The organism is Pantoea sp. PvP021 (assembly GCF_054056055.1).
Genome location: NZ_JBSRXX010000009.1, coordinates 14628 through 37857, shown reverse-complemented (window position 1 = coordinate 37857; position 23230 = coordinate 14628). Strand labels below are relative to the sequence as shown.

The 23230-nt window shown below is 55.4% G+C and carries 19 protein-coding genes; 12 read left to right on the top strand and 7 right to left on the bottom strand.

Features of this window, described 5'->3' with window-relative positions:
• Positions 1 to 11: 11 nt before the first annotated feature.
• Positions 12 to 275 carry a 30S ribosomal protein S20 gene (gene rpsT, locus ACVKSX_RS19260; protein WP_008925553.1) on the bottom strand — a complete coding sequence of 88 codons (264 nt, stop codon included), beginning with the start codon at positions 273 to 275 and terminating at the stop codon, positions 12 to 14.
• A 306-nt stretch (positions 276 to 581) separates the two neighbouring features.
• Here rpsT and ribF point away from each other — a divergent pair, with 306 nt between their 5' ends.
• From ribF to ACVKSX_RS19200, 12 genes are all read left to right on the top strand, one after another.
• Complete coding sequence (gene ribF / locus ACVKSX_RS19255; protein WP_010253714.1) at positions 582 to 1511, top strand: bifunctional riboflavin kinase/FAD synthetase; 930 nt, start codon at positions 582 to 584, stop codon at positions 1509 to 1511.
• 29 nt (positions 1512 to 1540) lie between these two features.
• Positions 1541 to 4357, top strand: coding sequence for an isoleucine--tRNA ligase (ileS, locus tag ACVKSX_RS19250; RefSeq protein WP_010671810.1), 2817 nt, complete (start codon positions 1541 to 1543; stop codon positions 4355 to 4357).
• On the top strand, positions 4357 to 4863 hold the full coding sequence (gene lspA / locus ACVKSX_RS19245) for a signal peptidase II (RefSeq protein WP_010253719.1): 507 nt from the start codon (positions 4357 to 4359) through the stop codon (positions 4861 to 4863). The genes ileS and lspA overlap by 1 nt, the downstream gene beginning before the upstream one ends.
• 3 nt (positions 4864 to 4866) lie before the next feature.
• Positions 4867 to 5337 (top strand): FKBP-type peptidyl-prolyl cis-trans isomerase, encoded by a 471-nt coding sequence (gene fkpB / locus ACVKSX_RS19240; protein ID WP_010253720.1) that lies wholly within the window; start codon positions 4867 to 4869, stop codon positions 5335 to 5337.
• Positions 5318 to 6271 (top strand): 4-hydroxy-3-methylbut-2-enyl diphosphate reductase, encoded by a 954-nt coding sequence (gene ispH / locus ACVKSX_RS19235; RefSeq protein WP_010253724.1) that lies wholly within the window; start codon positions 5318 to 5320, stop codon positions 6269 to 6271. Before fkpB ends, ispH begins: the two co-directional genes overlap by 20 nt.
• 223 nt (positions 6272 to 6494) lie before the next feature.
• Positions 6495 to 7310, top strand: coding sequence for a 4-hydroxy-tetrahydrodipicolinate reductase (gene dapB / locus ACVKSX_RS19230; RefSeq protein ID WP_010253726.1), 816 nt, complete (start codon positions 6495 to 6497; stop codon positions 7308 to 7310).
• Positions 7311 to 7401: 91 nt separating this feature from the next.
• The gene (locus ACVKSX_RS19225; RefSeq protein ID WP_192072983.1) at positions 7402 to 7650 is read left to right on the top strand and encodes a hypothetical protein; all 249 of its coding nucleotides are present in this window, start codon (positions 7402 to 7404) and stop codon (positions 7648 to 7650) included.
• A 128-nt stretch (positions 7651 to 7778) separates the two neighbouring features.
• Entirely contained in the window at positions 7779 to 8927 is a 1149-nt protein-coding gene (gene carA / locus ACVKSX_RS19220) for a glutamine-hydrolyzing carbamoyl-phosphate synthase small subunit (protein WP_010253731.1), read from the top strand.
• 14 nt (positions 8928 to 8941) lie between these two features.
• A complete protein-coding gene (gene carB, locus ACVKSX_RS19215; protein WP_010253739.1) occupies positions 8942 to 12169 on the top strand; it encodes a carbamoyl-phosphate synthase large subunit in 3228 nt (1075 codons plus the stop codon).
• A gap of 253 nt (positions 12170 to 12422) precedes the next feature.
• Positions 12423 to 13562, top strand: coding sequence for a porin (locus tag ACVKSX_RS19210; RefSeq protein ID WP_010253747.1), 1140 nt, complete (start codon positions 12423 to 12425; stop codon positions 13560 to 13562).
• Positions 13563 to 13796: 234 nt separating this feature from the next.
• Entirely contained in the window at positions 13797 to 14279 is a 483-nt protein-coding gene (gene folA, locus ACVKSX_RS19205) for a type 3 dihydrofolate reductase (RefSeq protein WP_010253752.1), read from the top strand.
• 89 nt (positions 14280 to 14368) lie between these two features.
• Positions 14369 to 16252: a PhoX family protein gene (locus ACVKSX_RS19200; RefSeq protein ID WP_033770950.1), complete on the top strand. Its 1884-nt coding sequence runs from the start codon at positions 14369 to 14371 to the stop codon at positions 16250 to 16252.
• Between the two features lie 33 nt (positions 16253 to 16285).
• On the opposite strand, the gene apaH is transcribed toward ACVKSX_RS19200, so the two are convergent.
• The 6 genes from apaH to lptD are packed head-to-tail and all read right to left on the bottom strand — an operon-like array spanning position 16286 to position 23099.
• Positions 16286 to 17143 (bottom strand): bis(5'-nucleosyl)-tetraphosphatase (symmetrical) ApaH, encoded by an 858-nt coding sequence (gene apaH / locus ACVKSX_RS19195; protein WP_010253765.1) that lies wholly within the window; start codon positions 17141 to 17143, stop codon positions 16286 to 16288.
• Positions 17144 to 17196: 53 nt separating this feature from the next.
• Positions 17197 to 17574, bottom strand: coding sequence for a Co2+/Mg2+ efflux protein ApaG (apaG, locus tag ACVKSX_RS19190; RefSeq protein WP_003854807.1), 378 nt, complete (start codon positions 17572 to 17574; stop codon positions 17197 to 17199).
• Between the two features lie 3 nt (positions 17575 to 17577).
• A complete protein-coding gene (rsmA, locus tag ACVKSX_RS19185) occupies positions 17578 to 18399 on the bottom strand; it encodes a 16S rRNA (adenine(1518)-N(6)/adenine(1519)-N(6))-dimethyltransferase RsmA (RefSeq protein WP_010671812.1) in 822 nt (273 codons plus the stop codon).
• Positions 18392 to 19384 carry a 4-hydroxythreonine-4-phosphate dehydrogenase PdxA gene (pdxA, locus tag ACVKSX_RS19180; protein ID WP_354439022.1) on the bottom strand — a complete coding sequence of 331 codons (993 nt, stop codon included), beginning with the start codon at positions 19382 to 19384 and terminating at the stop codon, positions 18392 to 18394. The genes rsmA and pdxA overlap by 8 nt, the downstream gene beginning before the upstream one ends.
• On the bottom strand, positions 19374 to 20669 hold the full coding sequence (gene surA / locus ACVKSX_RS19175; protein WP_010253800.1) for a peptidylprolyl isomerase SurA: 1296 nt from the start codon (positions 20667 to 20669) through the stop codon (positions 19374 to 19376). Before surA ends, pdxA begins: the two co-directional genes overlap by 11 nt.
• A 54-nt stretch (positions 20670 to 20723) precedes the next feature.
• The gene (gene lptD, locus ACVKSX_RS19170; RefSeq protein WP_010671814.1) at positions 20724 to 23099 is read right to left on the bottom strand and encodes an LPS assembly protein LptD; all 2376 of its coding nucleotides are present in this window, start codon (positions 23097 to 23099) and stop codon (positions 20724 to 20726) included.
• Positions 23100 to 23230 lie beyond the last annotated feature (131 nt).

The following is a 23230-nucleotide window of genomic DNA, read 5'->3' as shown; positions in this document are numbered from 1 at the left end:
ACAACAGGCGATTAAGCCAGTTTGTTGATCTGTGCAGTCAGGTTAGACTTATAACGTGCAGCTTTGTTCTTGTGGATCAGACCTTTAGCAGCCTGACGGTCCACGAGTGGTTGCATTTCATTGAATGCGTTCTGCGCAGCAGCTTTGTCGCCTGAAGCGATCGCCGCGTATACTTTCTTAACGAAGGTACGCATCATAGAGCGGCGGCTAGCGTTATGCTTACGGCGTTTCTCAGATGTTACGGCGCGTTTCTTAGCTGATTTGATATTAGCCAAGGTACAACTCCCAAATGTGTTCTATAGAGACAAATCAAAGGCCGAGGACTATGCCCTTCTAACCTGATTTTGTCAATGGATTTGTGCAAATAAGCGTCGCCCTGAGAGCGGCACTCGGTTACGTATTTGATGGCGCAGGATTCTACCAGCTTCCCCTCGCTGAATACAGTATTTCGCGACAAAATTCTTAACATGCGCTTCTGCAACAGGAAATGCAGCGCCTAAAGCATGAAAGGCGTGCTGACGGGTTAACCTGAGTCGCTTTCAAGGGTATAATCCGCCGATTTCCACCGGTTTGGGCCAGCCATGAAGTTTATCCGCGGTATTCATAATCTTAACGAGCAGCATCGCGGCTGCGTTCTGACCATTGGTAATTTCGATGGCGTGCACCGTGGGCATCAGGCGCTGATGTCGCGGCTGTGTGAAGAGGGACGTAAGCGCAATCTGCCGGTGGTGGTCATGGTTTTTGAGCCACAGCCGCTGGAGCTGTTTGCCGGTGACAAAGCGCCGGCTCGTCTGACGCGTCTGCGTGAAAAACTGCGATATATGGCGGAAGCCGGCGTCGATAAAGTGTTGTGCGTGCGGTTCGACCGTCGCTTTGCGGCCTTGTCCGCCCAGCGTTTTATCAGTGACCTGTTAGTCGAAAAGCTGGACGTAAAGTACCTTGCGGTAGGCGATGATTTCCGCTTCGGCGCTGGTCGCCAGGGTGATTTCCTGTTATTACAGAAAGCCGGTGCGGAGTACGGCTTTGAGGTCGTCAGCACCGAAACCTTCTGTGATGGCGGTAAGCGAATCAGCAGTACTGCCGTGCGTCAGGCGCTGGCCGTGGATGATTTAGCGCTGGCGCAGTCGCTGCTAGGTCACCCTTTCACTATTTCCGGCCGCGTTGTGCACGGTGATGCACTGGGACGCACGCTGGGTTTCCCCACGGCGAACCTCCCTTTACGCCGCAGCGTCTCGCCGGTGAAAGGGGTTTATGCGGTAGAGGTACGGGGTCTGACGCCCGAGCCACTGCCAGGTGTCGCCAATATCGGCACCCGTCCGACCGTAAAAGGTTTACGCCAGCAGCTTGAAGTTCACCTGCTCGACATCAATATGGATCTCTATGGTCGTCACATTGATGTGGTGCTGAAACAGAAAATACGAAACGAGCAGCGCTTTGCCTCACTGGAGGCGTTGAAAGAACAAATTGCGAACGATGTGGTAACGGCCCGGCAGTTCTTTGGGCTGCTTTAACCTGAGCGAAAAACGGAATCGAGAATCTGATGAGTGACTATAAATCTACCCTGAATTTGCCGGAAACGGGATTCCCGATGCGTGGCGATCTGGCCAAACGCGAACCGGGAATGTTGCAACGCTGGTATGCCGACAATCTGTACGGCATCATCCGCGAAGCCAAAAAAGGGAAAAAAACCTTTATCCTGCATGATGGCCCTCCGTATGCGAACGGCAGCATTCATATTGGTCACTCCGTTAACAAGATTCTGAAAGACATTATCGTTAAGTCGAAAGGCATGGCGGGTTATGACTCGCCGTATGTGCCGGGCTGGGACTGTCACGGTCTGCCAATCGAACACAAAGTTGAGCAGATGATCGGCAAGCCAGGCGAGAAAGTCACCGCTGCTGAATTCCGCGAAGCGTGCCGCAAATACGCCGCAGAACAGGTTGAAGGCCAGAAGGCGGACTTTATCCGTCTGGGCGTGCTGGGCGACTGGGATCGTCCTTACCTGACCATGGATTTCGGTACCGAAGCCAACATCATTCGTGCGCTGAGTAAAATCATCGGCAACGGCCACCTGCACAAAGGCGCTAAGCCCGTGCACTGGTGCCTGGATTGCCGTTCTGCCTTAGCAGAAGCGGAAGTGGAGTATTACGACAAAACGTCACCGTCGATTGATGTGATGTTCAACGCCATTGATGCCGACGCGGTGCGTCAGGCGTTTGGTGTGGCACAGGTTAATGGTCCGATTTCACTGGTGATCTGGACGACGACACCGTGGACGCTGCCAGCTAACCGCGCCATCTCGTTAAACGCGGAATTTGAGTATCAGCTGCTGCAGATCGACGGTCGCGCGCTGATCCTGGCAAAAGATCTGGTCGAGAGCGTGATGAAGCGCGCGGGCGTCAGCGAATGGCAGGTACTGGGCGAATGTAAAGGCGCGGCGCTGGAGCTGCAGAAATTCCAGCATCCGTTCCTGGCGCTTGAGTCGCTGGTGGTGCTGGGCGATCACGTCACCCTGGAAGCGGGTACCGGTGCAGTCCACACGGCACCTGGCCACGGTCCGGATGACTATGTTATCGGTCAGAAATATGGCATCGAAACCGCCAATCCGGTCGGACCGGATGGCCGCTATCTGCCAGGCACCTATCCGACGCTGGATGGAGTCAACGTATTTAAAGCCAACGACATGATCGTTGAGCTGCTGAAAGAGAAGGGCGCGCTGCTGCACGTTGAGAAACTGCTGCACAGCTACCCGCACTGCTGGCGCCATAAAACGCCGATCATCTTCCGCGCCACGCCGCAATGGTTCATCAGCATGGATCAGAAAGGATTGCGTGCGCAGTCGCTGAAGGAGATCAAAGGCGTGCAGTGGATCCCGGACTGGGGCCAGGCGCGTATCGAATCGATGGTGGCTAACCGCCCTGACTGGTGTATCTCTCGTCAGCGTACCTGGGGCGTACCGATGGCGCTGTTCGTTCATAAAGAGAGCGAAGAGCTGCACCCGGACACGCTGGCGCTGATGGAAAAAGTGGCGCAGCGCGTTGAGCAGGAGGGGATTCAGGCCTGGTGGGATCTCGATCCGCGCGAACTGATGGGCGACGATGCCGATCATTACGTAAAAGTGCCGGATACGCTGGATGTCTGGTTTGACTCCGGTTCAACCAGCTATTCCGTGGTTGATGCGCGTCCGGAATTTGGCGGACATGCGCCTGACCTCTATCTGGAAGGGTCCGATCAGCATCGCGGCTGGTTTATGTCCTCGCTGATGATCTCCACGGCGATGAAGGGCAAAGCGCCTTATCGTCAGGTACTGACGCACGGTTTCACCGTGGATGGTCAGGGCCGCAAGATGTCGAAATCGATCGGTAACACGGTTGCGCCGCAGGATGTGATGAACAAACTGGGCGCCGATATTCTGCGCCTGTGGGTGGCATCAACCGATTACTCGGGCGAAATGGCGGTCTCCGATGAGATCCTTAAACGTTCTGCCGATGCCTATCGCCGCATCCGTAACACCGCGCGTTTCCTGCTGGCTAACCTCAGCGGCTTTAACCCGGCGACCGATCTGGTGAAACCGGAAGAGATGGTGGTGGTGGATCGCTGGGCCGTCGGTCGCGCTCAGGCGGCACAGGCCGATATCGTTGCCTCTTACGAGAACTACGATTTCCACGAAGTGATCCAGCGTCTGATGCAGTTCTGTTCAATTGAGATGGGCAGCTTCTATCTCGACATCATCAAGGATCGTCAGTACACCGCGAAAGGCGATGGCCTGGCGCGTCGCAGCTGCCAGACCGCACTGTGGCATATCGTCGAAGCGCTGGTGCGCTGGATGGCACCGATCATGTCCTTTACGGCGGATGAGATCTGGGGCTACCTGCCAGGCGAACGTGCGCAGTATGTCTTTACCGAAGAGTGGTATCAGGGGCTGTTTGGCCTGGCTGAAGATGAAGCGCTGAATGACGCCTACTGGGCTGAGCTGCTGAAAGTGCGTGGCGAAGTGAACAAGGTGATCGAGCAGGCGCGTGCGGATAAACGTATCGGTGGCGCACTGGAAGCAACGGTAACGCTCTATGCCGATCCGGAGCTGGCGGCTAAACTGCAGGCGCTGGGTAATGAGCTGCGCTTTGTGCTGCTGACCTCTGGCGCACAGGTGGCTGATTACGCCCTGGCGAACGACGAAGCGCAGCAGAGTGAGCTGCTGAAAGGTCTGAAAATTGCGCTGCACAAGGCGGAAGGCGAGAAATGTCAGCGCTGCTGGCATTACACTACCGACGTCGGACAGAATCCTGAGCATGCTGAGGTCTGTGGTCGTTGTTACACTAACGTAGCCGGTGACGGCGAACAGCGTGAATTTGCCTGATGCGTAAACCTATTTTATCAACCGGATTGCGCTGGCTGTGGCTGGTGCTGGTGGTGATTGTTGTCGACTTCGCCAGCAAGCAGTGGGTGATGAACAACATGATGCTGCATGAAACCCAGCCACTGATGCCCTACCTGAACCTGTTCTACGCGCACAACTACGGCGCGGCGTTCAGTTTCCTGGCGGACAAAGGCGGCTGGCAGCGCTGGTTCTTTGCCGGTATTGCGCTGGCTATCGTGATCTCACTGGTCGTGATGATGTATCGTAATCATGCCAGTCAGAAGATCGCTAACATCGCGTATGCCCTGATCATCGGCGGCGCGATAGGCAATCTGTTTGATCGCTCATACCATGGCTTTGTGGTCGATTTTATCGATTTCTATGTCGGTAACTGGCACTTCGCTACATTTAATATCGCTGACTGCGGCATCTGTATCGGTGCTGCATTGGTGGTGCTGGAGGGCTTTTTCAGCCCGAACGGCAAACAGGCTAAACAGAAAGGGTAAGTGATGACTGAGTCCGTACAGCGCGAAAGCGCGGTGTTGGTGCATTTTACGCTGAAGCTGGAAGATGGCTCGACGGCGGAATCGACCCGTGCAAACGGCAAGCCCGCGCTGTTCCGTCTCGGTGATGGCAGCCTCTCTGCGGCACTTGAGCAGGCACTGCTGGGGCTGAAAGCGGGTGAAACTAAACAGTTTACCCTGGAACCGGACGACGCCTTTGGCGGCGTCAGCCCTGACCTGATCCAGTATTTCTCGCGTCGGGACTTTATCGATGCGGGTGAGCCGGAAGTGGGAGCCATCATGCTGTTCAGCGGCATGGGCGGCAGTGAAATGCCTGGCGTGATCCGTGAAATCTCCGGTGACTCTATCACTGTGGATTTCAACCATCCGCTGGCAGGTCGTCGTATTCAGTTTGATGTAGAGGTGCTGGAAATCGATCCCGCACTGGAGGCCAACGATGCAAATCCTGTTAGCTAATCCGCGCGGCTTCTGCGCTGGCGTTGATCGTGCCATCAGTATTGTTGAGCGCGCGCTGGAGATGTATGGCGCGCCAATCTATGTCCGTCACGAAGTGGTGCATAACCGTTACGTGGTAAACAGCCTGCGTGAGCGCGGTGCCATCTTCATTGAAGAGATCAGTGAAGTGCCGGATAACGCGATTCTGATCTTCTCTGCGCACGGTGTTTCTCAGGCGGTGCGTGCCGAAGCCAAAGCGCGCAATCTGACTATGCTGTTTGACGCCACCTGTCCGCTGGTGACTAAGGTGCATATGGAAGTGGCTCGCGCCAGCCGTAAAGGCGTTGAGGCAATACTGATTGGTCATGCGGGTCATCCGGAAGTTGAAGGCACCATGGGGCAGTACAACAACCCTAATGGCGGCATGTATCTGGTGGAGTCACCGGAAGATGTCTTCAGACTGACAGTGAAAGACGAAAACAATCTGAGCTTCATGACGCAGACCACGCTCTCTGTGGACGACACCTCTGACATCATTGATGCTCTGCGCCAGCGCTTCCCGGCGATTATCGGGCCGCGTAAAGATGATATCTGCTACGCCACCACCAACCGTCAGGAAGCGGTTCGTACTCTGGCTAAAGATGCGGAAGTGGTGCTGGTGGTGGGGTCGAAGAACTCCTCTAACTCTAACCGTCTGGCTGAGCTGGCTCAGCGTGCCGGTAAGCTGGCGAAGCTGATCGACTCTGCGGATGATATTCAGGAAGAGTGGGTAAAAGGCGTGGCCTGCATCGGCGTCACCGCAGGCGCGTCAGCGCCCGATATTCTGGTGCAGCAGGTGATCCAGCGGCTGCGTGAACTGGGCGGCGAAGCGGCAATTGAGCTGATTGGCCGTGAAGAGAATATTGTCTTCGAAGTGCCCAAAGAGCTGCGTGTCGAAGTGCGTAACGTGCAGTAACTCATCGATATTACTGATAAAAAGGCCGACTCTGTTCGGCCTTTTTTGTTTTTTGAATCTGACAAAAAAAGTCGTTATTTGCTGCGGTGATTGCTTTTACTGATAATCACGGGCGGCTGGCATAAAATTCTTATTATCACGGATTAATAGTGGCGTGACTGTTAACTCATCGTTAACCTGATGACGCTTTGGATGCATAGTTTTGTTTTAGGAATGAATAAATATGAACACAATCCGCATTGCTATTGTGGGCGCGCCGGGCCGTATGGGCCGTAATCTGATTCAGGCGACGCAGCAGGCAGAAGGCGCAGAACTGGGTGCGGCACTGGCTCGCCCGGGCTCATCGCTGACCGGCAGCGACGCTGGTGAATTAGCGGGCATCGGAAAAAATGGCATTATCATCGCTGACGATTTACGCGCGGTGATTAACGATTTTGATGTGCTGGTCGACTTCACCCGCCCGGAAGGCACGCTGGAGTATATGGCGATCTGCCGTGAGCAGGGCAAAGCGATGGTGATCGGCACCACCGGTTTTGATGAAGCAGGCAAAGCGGCCATTCGGGCCGCGGCAGAAGATATCCCTATTGTGTTCGCCGCTAACTTCAGCGTGGGGGTTAACCTGGTGCTGAAGCTGCTGGAGAAGGCTGCCAAAGTGATGGGGGAGTATGCGGACATTGAGATTGTTGAAGCGCACCACCGCCATAAAGTGGATGCGCCCTCCGGAACCGCGCTGGCGATGGGTGAGGCGATTGCCGATGCGATGCAGTGGAAACTGGATGAGCATGCGGTCTATACGCGTGAGGGCCACACCGGCGAACGCCAGCCGCAGAGCATCGGTTTTGCGACAGTACGCGCGGGCGACATCGTCGGTGAGCATACTGCGATGTTTGCAGATATTGGCGAGCGCGTAGAGATAACCCACAAGGCTTCAAGCCGTATGACCTTTGCAAATGGCGCGGTTAAGTCCGCTTTATGGTTGAAAGATAAGAAATCTGGCCTGTTTGATATGCGGGATGTGCTGGATTTGTCGATGTTGTAAGTGTTGTGAACCATCGTGATGTGGTTGTTTCAATCGATAATCGCTTGATTGAAAAGGGGCAATGTTTTCATTGCCCTTAATTTTACCTTAAATGTGCCTTCCCGATATAAATTTATCTCTGACTTCTGTTTTTGCCTGTTTTCTTCATTTATTTGCTCTGCTGGATGCTATTTTTGACCATTTGGTCAAAAATAAAGGCCGCGCTGCATCTGTTTTGCTTTTACGCTGCCTGGCAAACGATTATTCCACCGAGTTTTCCTCTCTTTTTGCTGCTTATGCCCGTTATTTTCCTCAGAAGGCAGATAAGGGTGAAAAAATCCCGCCGCAGGGTAGACAATAGCCAGGGCGATCATTAGAATGCGCGCAATTTGCCAAAAATCGACAATTCAGGCGGTTTTTGCATTGATTCAGGCGGCTATTTTGAATTAATATGCAGATATTGTGACTGTTTATTCCCTGGAGGATGTTTTGATTAAGTCAGCGCTCTTGGTTCTGGAAGACGGAACCCAATTCCACGGTCGGGCCATCGGGGCAACAGGGTCGGCAGTGGGAGAAGTCGTTTTCAATACCTCAATGACCGGTTATCAAGAAATCCTCACTGATCCTTCCTATTCCCGCCAAATCGTTACTCTCACTTATCCCCATATCGGTAATGTCGGAACCAATGCCGCCGACGAAGAATCCAGCCAGATTCATGCGCAGGGCCTGGTTATCCGTGACCTGCCGCTGATTGCCAGCAACTTCCGTAGTGAAGAGGGCTTATCCGCCTACCTGCAGCGCAACAACATCGTGGCGATTGCCGATATCGATACCCGCAAGCTGACGCGCTTGCTGCGTGAGAAAGGTGCGCAAAACGGCTGCATCATTGCGGGCGATAATCCGGATGCCGCGCTGGCGCTGCAAAAAGCTCAGGCGTTCCCGGGACTGAAAGGGATGGATTTGGCGAAAGAGGTCTGCACCACTGAGACCTACAGCTGGCAGCAGGGCAGCTGGACGCTGGAGGGAGGGCTGCCAGAGCAGGCCGACGCTGAATCACTGCCTTACCATGTGGTGGCTTACGATTACGGTGCCAAGCGCAACATTCTGCGGATGCTGGTCGATCGCGGCTGTCGTCTGACCGTCGTTCCGGCACAGACGCCTGCCGAAGAAGTACTGAAGCTTAATCCGGATGGCATCTTCCTCTCCAACGGTCCTGGCGACCCGGAGCCGTGCGACTACGCCATCAGCGCGATTCAGGCCTTCCTGAAAACAGAGATCCCGGTGTTTGGTATCTGTCTGGGTCATCAGCTGCTGGCGCTGGCCAGCGGGGCTAAGACCGTGAAGATGAAGCTGGGCCACCACGGCGGCAACCATCCGGTGAAAGATCTCGATAACAATCGCGTGATGATCACGGCGCAGAACCACGGTTTTGCGGTCGATGAGAACAATCTTCCCGCTAACCTGCGTGTTACACACATTTCGTTGTTCGATAAAACCGTGCAGGGCATTCACCGCACCGACAAGCCCGCATTCAGCTTCCAGGGACACCCGGAAGCCAGCCCGGGCCCAGGCGATGCTGCGCCGCTGTTTGACCACTTTATTGAATTGATTGACGCATTCCGTCTGCAAGCGAAGTAATCAGGAGCTAATTCATGCCAAAACGTACAGACCTAAAATCCATCCTGATTCTTGGTGCCGGTCCGATTGTGATCGGCCAGGCCTGCGAATTTGACTATTCCGGTGCGCAGGCGTGTAAAGCGCTGCGTGAAGAGGGTTACCGCGTCATTCTGGTGAACTCCAACCCGGCGACGATCATGACCGACCCGGAAATGGCTGATGCGACTTACATTGAGCCGATTCACTGGGAAGTGGTGCGCAAAATCATCGAAAAAGAGCGCCCGGACGCGGTACTGCCGACCATGGGCGGTCAGACAGCGCTGAACTGTGCGCTGGAGCTGGAACGTCATGGCGTGCTGGAAGAGTTTGGCGTCACCATGATCGGCGCAACGGCTGATGCGATCGACAAAGCAGAAGATCGTCGTCGTTTCGACGTGGCGATGAAAAGCATCGGTCTGGATACCGCGCGCTCCGGCATTGCGCACACCATGGAAGAAGCGCTGGCCGTGGCTGAAGATGTCGGTTTCCCCTGCATTATCCGTCCCTCATTTACTATGGGCGGAACCGGTGGCGGCATCGCCTACAACCGCGAAGAGTTTGAAGAGATTTGCGAACGCGGTCTGGACCTTTCACCGACCAATGAGCTGCTGATTGATGAGTCGCTGATTGGCTGGAAAGAGTATGAGATGGAAGTGGTGCGCGATAAAAACGACAACTGCATCATCGTCTGCTCAATTGAAAACTTCGATGCGATGGGGATCCACACCGGTGACTCCATCACGGTGGCACCTGCCCAGACGCTGACCGACAAAGAGTATCAGATCATGCGTAACGCCTCGCTGGCGGTACTGCGTGAGATCGGTGTTGAAACCGGTGGCTCCAACGTGCAGTTCTCGGTTAACCCGAAAGATGGCCGACTGATTGTCATTGAGATGAACCCGCGCGTGTCACGCTCCTCGGCGCTGGCCTCCAAAGCGACCGGTTTCCCGATTGCTAAAGTGGCGGCCAAACTGGCGGTCGGCTATACCCTCGACGAGCTGATGAATGATATCACCGGCGGTTTAACGCCTGCCTCGTTCGAGCCTTCCATCGACTACGTTGTCACCAAGATCCCGCGTTTCAACTTCGAAAAATTTGCCGGTGCCAACGATCGCCTGACCACGCAGATGAAGTCGGTCGGGGAAGTAATGGCAATTGGTCGTACTTTCCAGGAATCCATGCAGAAAGCGCTGCGCGGCCTGGAAGTAGGCGCTAACGGCTTCGACCCGAAAGTCCACCTCGACGACCCGGAAGCATTAACCCGCATCCGCCGTGAGCTGAAAGATGCCGGTTCAGACCGCATCTGGTACATCGCAGACGCTTTCCGTGCCGGCATGTCGGTTGATGGCGTGTTCAACCTGACCAACATTGACCGCTGGTTCCTGGTGCAGATCGAAGAGCTGGTGCGGCTGGAAGAGCAGGTTGCCCGTGAAGGGGTTAATAGCCTGGATGAGACGTTCCTGCGCGCCCTGAAGCGTAAAGGCTTTGCTGATGCACGGCTGGCGACACTGGCGGGTGTGGCAGAGAGCGAAATCCGCAAGCTGCGTCAGCAGTTTAACCTGCACCCGGTTTATAAGCGCGTGGATACCTGCGCCGCAGAGTTCGCGACAGACACCGCCTATATGTACTCCACCTATGAGGAGGAGTGCGAAGCTAATCCAAGTCCGGATCGCGAAAAAATCATGATTCTGGGCGGTGGGCCAAACCGTATCGGCCAGGGTATCGAATTCGACTATTGCTGCGTTCACGCCGCCCTGGCGCTGCGTGAAGATGGTTATCAGACCATTATGGTCAACTGTAACCCGGAAACAGTCTCGACCGATTACGACACCTCTGATCGCCTCTACTTCGAGCCGGTCACGCTGGAAGATGTGCTGGAGATTGTGCGCATTGAGCAGCCAAAAGGTGTGATTGTGCAGTATGGCGGTCAGACTCCGCTGAAACTGGCGCGTGCGCTGGAAGCCGCAGGCGTACCGGTCATCGGCACCAGCCCGGATTCCATCGACCGTGCTGAAGACCGTGAACGTTTCCAGCAGGCGGTTGATCGATTGAACCTGAAGCAACCCGCCAACGCCACGGTGGCCACACTGGAGCAGGCGGTTGAGAAAGCCGCGGGTCTGGGTTATCCGCTGGTGGTGCGTCCTTCTTATGTGCTGGGTGGCCGTGCCATGGAGATCGTCTACGACGAGATCGACCTCAAGCGCTACTTCCAGACGGCGGTCTCGGTTTCCAACGATGCACCGGTGCTGCTGGATCGCTTCCTGGATGATGCGGTCGAAGTGGATGTTGATGCGATTTGCGACGGTGAGCGGGTGCTGATTGGCGGCATCATGGAACACATCGAGCAGGCTGGCGTCCACTCCGGTGACTCCGCCTGTTCACTGCCGGCCTACACCCTGAGTCAGGAGATTCAGAATGTGATGCGCCAGCAGGTTGAGAAGCTGGCGTTTGAGCTGAACGTTCGTGGCCTGATGAACGTCCAGTTCGCGGTGAAAGACAACGAAGTCTACCTGATCGAAGTTAACCCTCGCGCGGCGCGTACCGTGCCGTTCGTCTCTAAAGCGACCGGTGTCCCGCTGGCGAAAGTTGCCGCGCGCGTGATGGCAGGCAAAACGCTGGCAGAGCAGGGCGTCACTGAAGAGGTGATTCCGCCTTACTACTCTGTCAAAGAAGTGGTGCTGCCGTTTAACAAGTTCCAGGGCGTTGACCCGATTCTGGGGCCAGAAATGCGCTCTACCGGTGAAGTCATGGGCGTGGGCCGCACCTTCGCTGAGGCGTTTTCTAAAGCGATGCTGGGCGCACAGAGCAACATGAAGAAGTCGGGCCGTGCGCTGCTGTCGGTGCGTGAAGGCGACAAGAAACGTATTGTCGACCTGGCCGCTAAGCTGCAGAAGTTTGGTTTCGAACTGGATGCGACTCACGGCACGGCGGTTGTGCTGGGCGAAGCGGGCATCAATCCGCGCCTGGTGAACAAGGTGCACGAAGGGCGTCCGCACATTCAGGACCGTCTGAAGAACGGCGAGTATAGCTACATCGTTAATACCACGGCGGGTCGTCAGGCGATTGAAGATTCGAAACTGATTCGCCGCAGTGCTCTGCAGTATAAAGTGCACTACGACACCACGCTGAACGGCGGCTTCGCCACCGCGATGGCGCTGAATGCTGACCCGACGGAACAGGTTATCTCCGTTCAGGAGATGCATGCCCAGATCAAGGCGATGTAAGGCGATATAATGTGAAAAACGGCTCCTGCGGGAGCCGTTTTTTTTGACCATCTTATTGGCGATAATCCGAAAACAGGGTCCAGGGAAAGCAAAGAGTTTGCGTTAAAGTGACTGATTTGGCTTAATTTTTTAGCTATAGGTGCGGATAAGGCCGGTTCGCACAAATTTATAATATAAACACTTCCTGTGCGGATTTTTCGTCAGTACTATGCCTGCCGCTCATCACTGGAGCGTATCAGGACATAAATAAAAAATGAAAATGCGTACTTTTTCTCTGAGTGCAGTGGCTGCACTGATGGCAATTCTTCCTTTCGCCAGCCAGGCGGAAATTACCCTGTTAAAACAGGATCCGCAGGCAGGCGATCCGCTTAGCCGTCTTAACTTTACTTTTGGCGGTAGCATTCGTGCTCAGTTCAATCATCAGACCGGCGTGGATGATAAATCCTACAAGCGCGACGGTTTTGATGGCGGCACCCGTTTCCGTTTCGGCGCTGACTACTACCTGTTTGATGACGTCAGCTGGATCAGCTACTACGAACTGGGCGTTAACGTCCCGGCGGTCTTCAGCTGGGATCGTCACTATGCGGACGGTGCCAATAACACCACGCGTCGTCAGCTCTACACCGGTCTGAAAAGCAAAACCTGGGGCCAGCTTACCTTTGGTCAGCAGAACAGTGTCTATTACGATACCGTGGGCGCCAAGACCGATATCTGGGATTACGACATGGTCGGCCAGGCTCCGGGTAACGGGATCAACGGCGACTACGACGGATCTTACCGCTCACGCAAACAGCTGAAGTATAAAAACAGCTTCGGCGATGCGGATCTTTACGCCTCTTATCTGTTCGAAGATAACGAGTATCTGCCAGGCAACGGCCTGCGCTATAAGCGCAAAGGCGGCGGCTCGCTGGGTGTGGACTACCACATCACGGACGATCTGAGCTGGGGCACGGCGTGGAACTACACCCGCGCGGCGATGCGTAACCCGAACAACGGCGACAGCCGCGATTACGATCAGAACATTTACGGCACCGCGCTGAGCTGGACCCCAGGTAACTGGACGTTGTCAGCCGGCGGTGGCTGGTATGAGAACTTCATGACCACCAAACGCAAAGATGTGCATGACTACTTTGCCGGCGACGCGTGGGGCATTGAATATTTCGCCGGTTACAAGATTCCGGTGGGGCAGTATGGTCTGAAAGCGGTACAGCCGTATGTCATGGGCGATCGCATTGAGTATGCGACAGGCCGTGATTATCAGCGCATCGACAACGGTCTGGGTGTGGTGCTGTTCCTCGACTACGGTTTCCGTGTCGATTACGAACATGTGTTTACCTCCAGCACCGATAACCTGGGTGATATGAATCTGGTGCGTCTGCGCTACGACTTCTGATAACCCTGACGGCTCCTCCGGGAGCCGTTTTCTTTTGCGCACGACTTTTGTGCCAGCCTGAGGCCGATCGCTGGCGAGCTGCGGCAAACTGACGCGATTAGGCGGTGAAAAACGCTGCACAGGCCGTGAAAAACGACGTCATGAAAAGCTTTACGCAATTAGACCTTTCCCCCTATCGACGAAAGTTTCACCTTTACGTATCATGGCGCCAATTTTTTTCAGTGAGTGGTTAACATGATTAGTCTTATCGCGGCATTAGCAGCAGATCGCATTATTGGAATGGAGAACGCCATGCCGTGGGACCTGCCTGCAGATCTGGCGTGGTTCAAGCGCCATACGCTGAAGAAACCGGTGATTATGGGCCGACTGACCTTTGAATCTATTGGCCGTCCGTTACCTGGCCGACTGAATATCGTGGTCAGCAGCCAGCCGGGCACCACCGAAGGCGTTACCTGGGTCACTTCGCTGGATGAGGCGTTACAGGCAGCCGGTGACGCTGAAGAGATCATGGTGATTGGCGGTGGCCGCGTCTATGAGCAGATGCTGAAGCGTGCCGATCGTCTCTATCTGACGCACATTGATGCGGAAGTCGAAGGTGATACGCAGTTCCCGGATTACGAGCCGGATGAGTGGCAGTCAACGTTCAGCGAATTCCACGACGCTGATGAGCAAAATTCCCACAGCTACTGCTTTGAGATCCTTGACCGTCGTCGCTAATCCCCCCCTGCCGGGCTGTAACCTGGCTGTCATCTTTATTCATTAGCATTGCTTCTTTTCTGGGATCGACACAAAGGAAGCAATCACTAATGAAAATCGAACTCTCCGCATTAAGCACTGACCGCCTGCCTGATCCACTGCGTCGTAAATTCCTTGCCGGTTCCGGTGCTATCGGCCTGACCGGCTTTCTCAGCGGCGGCCTGACGCTCTCGGGCAGTGCACTGGCGCAGGAGAAGCCTGCGGGCAGCCCACTGCTGGGCTTTCAGGCGATTGCCGCGTCCACGGCCGATGAGATTGTGGTAGCCCCTGGCTATCGCGCCGACGTGTTGATCTCCTGGGGTGATCCGCTGGTGAATGGCGCAGCCGCGTTTGATCCGCAGGGCAACAACAGCGCCGAAGACCAGGAAAAGCAGTTCGGTGACAACAACGACGGTATGAGCTTCTTCGCGATTAATGACCATCGCGGCGTGATGGCGATTAACAATGAATATGTGAATGAGCCGACGCTGTTCGCCCACGGCGGCAGTAAAGCGACCAGCCTGGAAGATGTCAAAAAGTCGCAGGCGGCGCACGGTATCTCCATCGTTGAAGTCAAACGGGGTGAGGACAATCGCTGGCAGGTGGTACGTCCTTCTGACTATAACCGCCGCATTACCGCCAATACCCCGATGCGCTTTTCCGGTCCGGCAGCGGGGGATAAAGCGCTGCAGACTGCCGCCGATCCGCAGGGAATGAATGTCCTGGGCACCTTTGGTAACTGCGCCAACGGCAAAACGCCGTGGGGCACCTATCTCACCTGTGAAGAGAACTACGACACCTACTTTGGCACCCATCAGGCGGACTTTACGCCGACCCCACAGCAGAAGCGCTATACCCTGAATGCCGCTGAGCCGGAGCGCAACTGGGCCGATTTTGATCCCCGCTTCGATATCGCTAAGAATCCCAACGAATTCAACCGTCACGGCTGGATTGTCGAAATCGATCCTTTCGATCCTCACTCCGTGCCGGTAAAGCGGACCGCGCTGGGCCGCTTCAAGCACGAGAATGCCGCCGTGACGGTCGCGAAAACCGGCCAGCTGGTGGTTTATATGGGCGACGACGAGCGCGGCGAGTATATCTATAAATTTGTCTCAGATGACAAGGTCACTCCGGATGATGCTAAAGCCAATCACGGACTGCTTGATAAGGGCACGCTCTATGTGGCGCAGTTCAACGGCGATGCTCAGGGCACGCCGCTTAAAGGCACCGGGCGCTGGCTGGCGCTGAAGTGGGGCGAAAATGGACTCACCGCTGAAAAGGGATTCAATAGCCAGGCAGATGTTTTGATCAATGCGCGTGCCGCGGCAGATGTGGTCAACGCAACGCGAATGGACCGGCCGGAGTGGATTGCGGTTAACCCGCATGACGGCCGTGCCTACTGCACCCTGACCAACAACAACAAGCGCGGAAATGAAGGCATGCCGGTCAATGCAGCGAATCCGCGGCCAAAAAATATCTACGGTCAGATTATTCGCTGGGATGAGAAGGGCGATGCTACCGCGCAGACGTTTGAGTGGGATATCTATGCGCTGTGTGGCAACCCGATAGCGCATCCTGAGGGGATCTATCGTGGCACACCGAACATCACCGCGGAGAATACCTTTAACAGTCCGGATGGGCTGGGGTTTGATGCGCAGGGGCGGTTATGGATCCTGACCGATGGCAAATACAGCAACAAAGAGGATTATCAGGGGCAGGGGAATAATCAGATGCTGGTGGGTGATCCTGATAGTGGCGAGATCCGCCGGTTTATGGTCGGTCCAAAATCGTGCGAGCTGACCGGTATTACCTTCACGCCCGATTACAAAACGCTGTTCGTGAATGTGCAGCATCCCGGCGAAGAGGGTGACTCGCACTTCCCAGACAACAGTCCGCGTCCGCGGTCGTCGGTGATTATGATCACCCGTGAAGATGGCGGCATTATCGGCGCATAAAACAGGATGCTGGCCTGATGGCCAGCATCGCCGTTATAGCGTGGGCGGTGCCAGACTGTCGCTGGAGGCCAGTGCTTTTTCGCGATTAGAGGGCTGCACCACATAGCGCTGCGTCTCCCAGTGCAACAGGGTCAGCGTTCCGCCCCAGCAGCAGCCGGTATCCAGCCCGATAATGCCCTCTGGCGTGCCTTTGCCTTCCAGCGAGGCCCAGTGACCAAAGACGATGGTGTAGTCACGTGCGACCGGCCCCTCAATGTTAAACCAGGGTTTCAGCGGCGGAAGCGCCGATTCCGGGGCATCTTTGCAGATCATGTCCAGCTGGCCGTTGGGGAAGCAGTAGCGCATGCGGGTGAGGGCGTTGGTGCTGAAGCGCAGACGCGCCAGGCCGGTCAGATCCTCACTCCAGTTGTTCGGCATGTCGCCATACATGGCATCCAGGAACAGCGGATAACTGTCGCTGGCGAGAACCGCTTCGACTTCACGCGCGCACTTTTTCGCGGTCTCAATATCCCATTGCGGCGTAATACCGGCGTGTCCCATCACCAGCTTTTTCTCTTCATCAACCTGTAACAGCGGCTGACGACGCAGCCAGTTGATCAGCTCATCCGCATCATCCGCTTCCAGCAACGGGGTCAGGCGATCTTTAGGCTTGTTACGGCTGATGCCGGCGTAGACCGCCAGCAGATGCAAATCGTGATTGCCCAGCACCAGACGCACCGCGTCGCCCAGCGATTTTACGTAGCGTAAGACTTCCAGTGAGCCAGGACCGCGCGCCACTAAGTCGCCGGTCAGCCAAAGGGTATCCTGCTCAGGATTGAAGTCGACCTGTTGCAGCAATGCACGTAATTCATCGTAGCAACCGTGAACGTCGCCAATCAGGTATGTGCTCATAACGTTTTATCCATCAGGAAGGTGCCCGACTTAACGGGCAAAAAGCGTGTGAATCAATGAATGTGGGTCTGAATGGCGAGGCGGAACACCGGGATCTCTACGTGAAAGGTGTCGCCCTGTTCGTCGACCATCACATAGTGCCCCTGCATGGTGCCCATCGGTGTTTCGATCACGGCACCGCTGGTGTACTGAAATTCATTGCCTGGCGCGATAAGCGGCTGTTCACCGACCACGCCTTCACCCTGAACTTCCGTTTCGCGGCCGTTACCGTTGGTAATCAACCAGTAGCGTCCCAGCAGTTGCACTGAGGAACGGCCCAGATTGCGTATCGTAATGGTATAGGCGAAGACGTAGCGATCATCATCCGGTGAGGATTGTGAGGCGACGTACTGGCTTTGCACATGGACGGAGACGCGGGCCGTTTCACTCATGACTTACTCCTGCGATTTTCCCTGATGATTCGCCAGCCAGTTCGCCAGCTGACAATATTGCGCCACCGAGACGTTCTCGGCACGCAGGGTTGGATCTATGGATAACTCTTCCAGCGCACCGGCGGCCACCATTTGGCTCAGGCTGTTGCGCAGCGTTTTACGACGCTGGCCGAACGCTTCAGTGGTAATACGGCTCAGGATACGCACATCGCTGACCGGATACGGCGGCTCGGCATACGGCACCAGACGCACCACGGCAGAGTCCACTTTCGGTGGTGGCGTGAAAGAGTGCGGAGGCACTTCCAGCACCGGAATGATCTGGCAGTAGTACTGCGCCATCACCGTCAGACGACCGTAGGTCTTGTTACCCGGACCGGCAACCAGACGATTAACCACCTCTTTCTGCAGCATGAAGTGCATATCTTTGATCGAACCAGTATAGCTGAAAAGGTGGAACATCAGCGGGGTCGAAATATTGTACGGCAGGTTACCAAATACCCGCAGCGGCTGGCCTCTCTCCTGCGCCAGCGCGGCGAAGTCGAATGTCATGGCATCCTGCTGGAAGATAGTCAGTTTCGGGCCAAGGAACGGATGCGTTTCCAGACGCGCAGCGAGATCGCGGTCCAGCTCTATCACCGTTAATTTATCGAGGCGTTCGCCTACCGGCTCGGTTAAGGCACCCAGGCCTGGGCCGATCTCCACCAGCGCTTCGTCGCGCTGAGGATGGATGGCAGAGACAATGCTGTCGATAATGTACTGATCGTTCAGGAAGTTCTGCCCGAAACGTTTACGGGCGTAGTGCCCCTGATGGACGCGATTATTCATTACTGCTCTTGATCATAGTGATGGCGAGGTTAAGCGCCGTGATGAAGCTGCCCGGTTCAGCCTGACCCAGGCCAGCGAGTTCAAGCGCGGTGCCGTGGTCAACTGAAGTCCGGATAAAGGGCAGGCCCAGGGTGATATTTACCGCCCGGCCAAACCCCTGAAATTTGAGTACCGGCAGGCCCTGGTCGTGATACATCGCCAGCACCGCATCGGCGTATTGCAGATATTTGGGCTGGAAAAGGGTATCCGCAGGCAGCGGGCCGGTCAGATTAATGCCCTGCTGACGCAGTTCATTGAGTGCCGGCGTGATGGTCTCGATCTCTTCCCGACCCATGTGACCGCTTTCGCCGGCATGAGGGTTAAGACCACAGACGTAAATATGCGGCTCGGCAATCGCAAACTTCTGCTGCAGATCACGATGCAGAATCGTAATCACTTCATGCAGACATTCACGGGTTACCGCAGCGGGCACATCTTTCAGCGGCAGATGGGTGGTGGCCAGTGCGACTCGTAGCTCTTCTGTCGCCAGCATCATGACCACCCGATGGCCGCCTGCGCGATCGGCGAAGAATTCGGTATGGCCGGTAAAGGCGATGCCGGCATCGTTAATCACGCCTTTATGCACCGGGCCGGTAATCAGGGCAGCGAATTCACCGTCGAGACAACCGTCGCAGGCGCGCGTCAGCGTGGCCAGCACATAGTCGCTGTTGGCGACGCAAAGCTCGCCGGGTGTGACCGGCGCTGCCGTTTCAATTGGCAGGATAGTCAGTATACCCGCCTGCTGTGGCTCGGCTGCCACACCAGGCTGGTAGGGCCGCAGGGTCAGCGGCAGACCGAGTTGCGCCGCACGCTGCTGCAACAGGGCAGGCGAGGCGCAGACCACCAGTTCAACCGGCCACGACTGCTGGGCCAGCTGAACGGTAAGATCGGGACCAATCCCGGCAGGTTCGCCGGGCGTGATCACCACACGGGCATTACTGCGCATTGCCATCCAGAATCTTCACGTAGGCACTGGCACGTTGTTCCTGCATCCAGGTCTGCGCTTCTTCCGCGAACTTACGGTTAAACAGCATACGGTAAGCACGCTCTTTCTGGGCCGCATCGGTTTTATCCACCTGACGGGTATCCAGCAACTGAATCAGATGCCAGCCGAAAGAGGAGTGAACCGGCTGGCTGGTCTGGCCTTTCTGCAGGCGCAGCAGCGCGTCACGGAACGCCGGGTCAAAGACTTCCGGAGAGGTCCAGCCGAGGTCGCCGCCCTGGTTCGCCGAACCCGGATCGTCAGAATACTGTTTAGCCGCCGCCGCAAAGGTGGTTTTGCCACTGCGGATATCGTTAGCAATCTGCTCCAGCTGTGCGCGTGCCTGATCGTCTGTCAGGATCGGCGATGGCTTCAGCAGAATGTGACGCGAATGGACTTCGGTGACCGAGACATTTTTGCTCTCGCCACGCAGGTCGTTCACTTTCAGGATGTGGAAGCCCACACCAGAGCGCACCGGCCCGACGATATCGCCTTTTTTGGCGCTTGAGAGTGCCTGAGCAAACAGGGTCGGTAACTCTTCGATTTTACCCCAGCCCATGTTGCCGCCTTTCAGCGCCTGGGAGTCGGCGGAGTAGGTCACGGCCATCTTGCCGAAGTCAGCGCCATTTTTCAGTTCGCCAACCAGCTGTTTCGCCAGCGTTTCCTGCTCATCAACCTGCTGTTGCGTCGGGTTTTCCGGCAGCGGCAGCAGAATATGACTGACGTTCAGTTCAGTACCCTGGCTGTTCTGAGAGCCGATCTGGGTAGCAAGCGTATCCACTTCCTGCGGCAGAATCGTGACACGACGACGCACTTCGTTGTTGCGCACTTCGGCGATAGTCATCTCTTTGCGGATCTGAGAACGATACACGCTGTAGTTCATGCCGTCATAAGCCAGACGGCTACGCAGCTGATCAAGGCTCATCTTGTTCTGCGCAGCGATGTTCTGAATAGCCTGGTCCAGCTGCTCGTCGCTGATCTGAATTCCCGCTTTATCACCCATCTGCAGAATGATGTTGTCCATGATCTGACGTTCCAGAATCTGATGGCGCAACGTTTTATCATCCGGCAACTGCTGACCAGCCTGCTGGGCCTGAGATTTAACGGTGCTCATCATGCCATCCACGTCACTCTCAAGAACCACGCCGTTATTGACCACGGCTGCAACTTTATCAACGACTTGTGGTGCTGCGAACGCGGTGTTGGCACTGATTGCCACACCAAGAATCAGCATTCTCCAGTTCTTCATACTTTATCCATTGTTGGTTCCGCACTGCGGGATTGCCTGTCAAACATCACAACATCAGAAAGCAGGCTGGTAAGGGATAATGCCCTGACGCAGCATATCGTTGGTGCCTAAGCCATAGTTCGGACTCAGACCACGCAGCTCAATGTTGAATGAGATTTGGTTGTCATACTTACTGTCGTTGTTTTCCCAACCGTTAATTTTGCGTTCATAACCGACCCGGATAGCGTAACAGCATGAGCTGTATTGCAGGCCAACCAGTTGTGAAGCCGGACGCGTGTTGCGGGTATCGTAGTAGTAAGCGCCTACCACAGACCATGCGTCGGCAATCGGCCAGCTGGCCGTAGTACCTACCTGTGAAATCCCATTTTTGTAGATAGGATTCGTGACCAGGCTGCTATCGTTCAGCGCGGTCGCAACATACTCCGGGCTGCTGTAACGGTAGCTCAGCTGCACCATGCGGTCGGCATCACGACGGTATTCCAGTACGGTATTGCCCTGGGAGACGTTGTCGAGTTTGGTGTCATATTGCAGCCCACCACGGACGCCCCAGCGATCGCTGATTTTCCAGTATGTATCGCCAGCCCAGATCAGGCTGCCGGTATCATCTTCTTTACTGGTTTGATTCACACCAGTACGAGAAGGGGTAAACGAGTAGATTTGACCTACAGAAACGTTAAAACGTTCAACCAGATCGTTATCATAAATACGCGAGGTGACGCCGGTAGCCACTTCATTGGCGGAAGCGATGCGATCCAGGCCGCTATAAGTACGATCGCGGAACAGACCGGTGTAGTCGGTTTGCAGCAGCGTTGAGTCGTACGGATAGATATTGCTCTGATTACGATACGGGATATAAAGGTACTGCACGCGCGGTTCCAGCGTCTGGGTATAACCCACCGCCGAGTTCATATCGCGGTCAAACACCAGACGACCATCAACTTTAAATTGCGGCAGGGTGCGGTTGACTGACTCATCCAGTTCGCCGCTCTTATCACCCCTGAGACCATTGGCTGCGTTGTTATAGAAATCAACGTCAGTCTGCTGATAGTGGGTCGCCAGGAACTTCGCTTCGGTATCCAGGCTGGCCCAGCCGTTTGACAGCGGCAGGTTCAGCGTTGGCTCAACATGTAAACGGGTCGCTTCGGGATAGCGGCTGCTGACGTTGGTGAACTTCACCGCCTGGGCATAAACCCGGCCATCAAACGGGCCGATATCGTTCTGATAGAGATTGACGTCCAGCTGCGGCATGGCGCGGTAGACGTTATTGCTGGTGGTATCGCCGAACACCTGGAAATCTTTGGTGGAGAGCGTGGCATCCCAGTTGGTGTCCGCATAGCCGATGCTGAATTTCTGCGTGGCGTAGTTGTCGGTCGAGCTGTAGTACTTCGAGTCGAGATCGTTGAAGTAGTACTTATCGCTGACCTTGGTGTAGTCCGCGTTGAAACGCCAGTTCTGGTCATAGACACCGGCATGCCGCCAGTAGAACAGCCAGCGATCGGAGCTGTCATTTTCGGCGATGCCACGCACCGCTTTGTCGTTATCGTACTGTTTGTCCGAGCCGAGGTAGTCGAATTCAACCAGACCCGCACCCAGCGTGGTCAGATAACGAAATTCGTTTTCAAACTGCATGCCGCGCTTACTCATGTAGTGCGGCGTGATGGTCGCATCGGCCTGCGGCGCGATGTTCCAGTAATAGGGCAGCGTGAACTCAAAGCCATTGTTGCTGCCATATTTTGCATTCGGGATCAGGAAACCGGAGCGGCGACGATCGCCAATCGGTAACTGCAGATAGGGGCTGTAGAACACCGGAACGGAACCGATTTTAAAGCGGGCGTTCCAGATTTCCGCCACTTCCTCTTCGCGATCCTGGATTACCTCTGAACCCACCACGCTCCAGCTGTTGGAGCCGGGCAGACAGGAGGTAAAGGTGCCGTTTTCCAGAATGGTGTAGCGGTTATCGCCGCGCAGCTTCATCTGATCTGCGACGCCGCGTCCCTGACGATCTACCATCTGGTACTGACCATTCCAGACGTTGGTATCTTTGCTGTTGAGGTTTGACCAGGCTTTCGGACCTTTCAGGATGACCTGATTGTCATCGTAGTGCACATTACCCAGCGCATCGACGGTACGTACGGGCGCGGTCTGGCCTTCCTGCTGACGCTGATGAAGCTGGACTTCATCCGCCTGCATACGGCTGTTGCCCTGCTCAATATTCACATTACCGGTGAATACCGCATCGTTGGGATAGTTCCCTTTGGCGGCGTCGGAGTGAATGGTGACGGGCATCTGATTCGTATCGCCATTCACCAGCGGGCGGTTATAACTCGGCACGCCTAACATACACTGCGACATCAAATCGTCGGCAAAGGCTTGCTGGCTAATGGCTGCGCCGATCAGTGTGGCCAGCAGGGTAGGTATATGTTTTTTCATACGCGGTATCGAGAATTCCATGAAAACTGGCATCATGCCGACAATCGGGTCAGAGACTAACTTACTGCCCGGCGTTGCGCCAGTGTTAATCCTGGTCAGTCAGCGTTGCCGTTAGGCGCTGAGATAAATGA

Coding starts and splice junctions, on each gene's coding strand:
- ribF (WP_010253714.1), top strand. CDS start 582: ATGAAGTTTATCCGCGGTATTCATAATCTTAACGAGCAGCATCGCGGC.
- ileS (WP_010671810.1), top strand. CDS start 1,541: ATGAGTGACTATAAATCTACCCTGAATTTGCCGGAAACGGGATTCCCG.
- lspA (WP_010253719.1), top strand. CDS start 4,357: ATGCGTAAACCTATTTTATCAACCGGATTGCGCTGGCTGTGGCTGGTG.
- fkpB (WP_010253720.1), top strand. CDS start 4,867: ATGACTGAGTCCGTACAGCGCGAAAGCGCGGTGTTGGTGCATTTTACG.
- ispH (WP_010253724.1), top strand. CDS start 5,318: ATGCAAATCCTGTTAGCTAATCCGCGCGGCTTCTGCGCTGGCGTTGAT.
- dapB (WP_010253726.1), top strand. CDS start 6,495: ATGAACACAATCCGCATTGCTATTGTGGGCGCGCCGGGCCGTATGGGC.
- ACVKSX_RS19225 (WP_192072983.1), top strand. CDS start 7,402: ATGTGCCTTCCCGATATAAATTTATCTCTGACTTCTGTTTTTGCCTGT.
- carB (WP_010253739.1), top strand. CDS start 8,942: ATGCCAAAACGTACAGACCTAAAATCCATCCTGATTCTTGGTGCCGGT.
- ACVKSX_RS19210 (WP_010253747.1), top strand. CDS start 12,423: ATGAAAATGCGTACTTTTTCTCTGAGTGCAGTGGCTGCACTGATGGCA.
- folA (WP_010253752.1), top strand. CDS start 13,797: ATGATTAGTCTTATCGCGGCATTAGCAGCAGATCGCATTATTGGAATG.
- ACVKSX_RS19200 (WP_033770950.1), top strand. CDS start 14,369: ATGAAAATCGAACTCTCCGCATTAAGCACTGACCGCCTGCCTGATCCA.
- apaH (WP_010253765.1), bottom strand. CDS start 17,143: ATGAGCACATACCTGATTGGCGACGTTCACGGTTGCTACGATGAATTA.
- apaG (WP_003854807.1), bottom strand. CDS start 17,574: ATGAGTGAAACGGCCCGCGTCTCCGTCCATGTGCAAAGCCAGTACGTC.
- rsmA (WP_010671812.1), bottom strand. CDS start 18,399: ATGAATAATCGCGTCCATCAGGGGCACTACGCCCGTAAACGTTTCGGG.
- pdxA (WP_354439022.1), bottom strand. CDS start 19,384: ATGCGCAGTAATGCCCGTGTGGTGATCACGCCCGGCGAACCTGCCGGG.
- surA (WP_010253800.1), bottom strand. CDS start 20,669: ATGAAGAACTGGAGAATGCTGATTCTTGGTGTGGCAATCAGTGCCAAC.
- lptD (WP_010671814.1), bottom strand. CDS start 23,099: ATGAAAAAACATATACCTACCCTGCTGGCCACACTGATCGGCGCAGCC.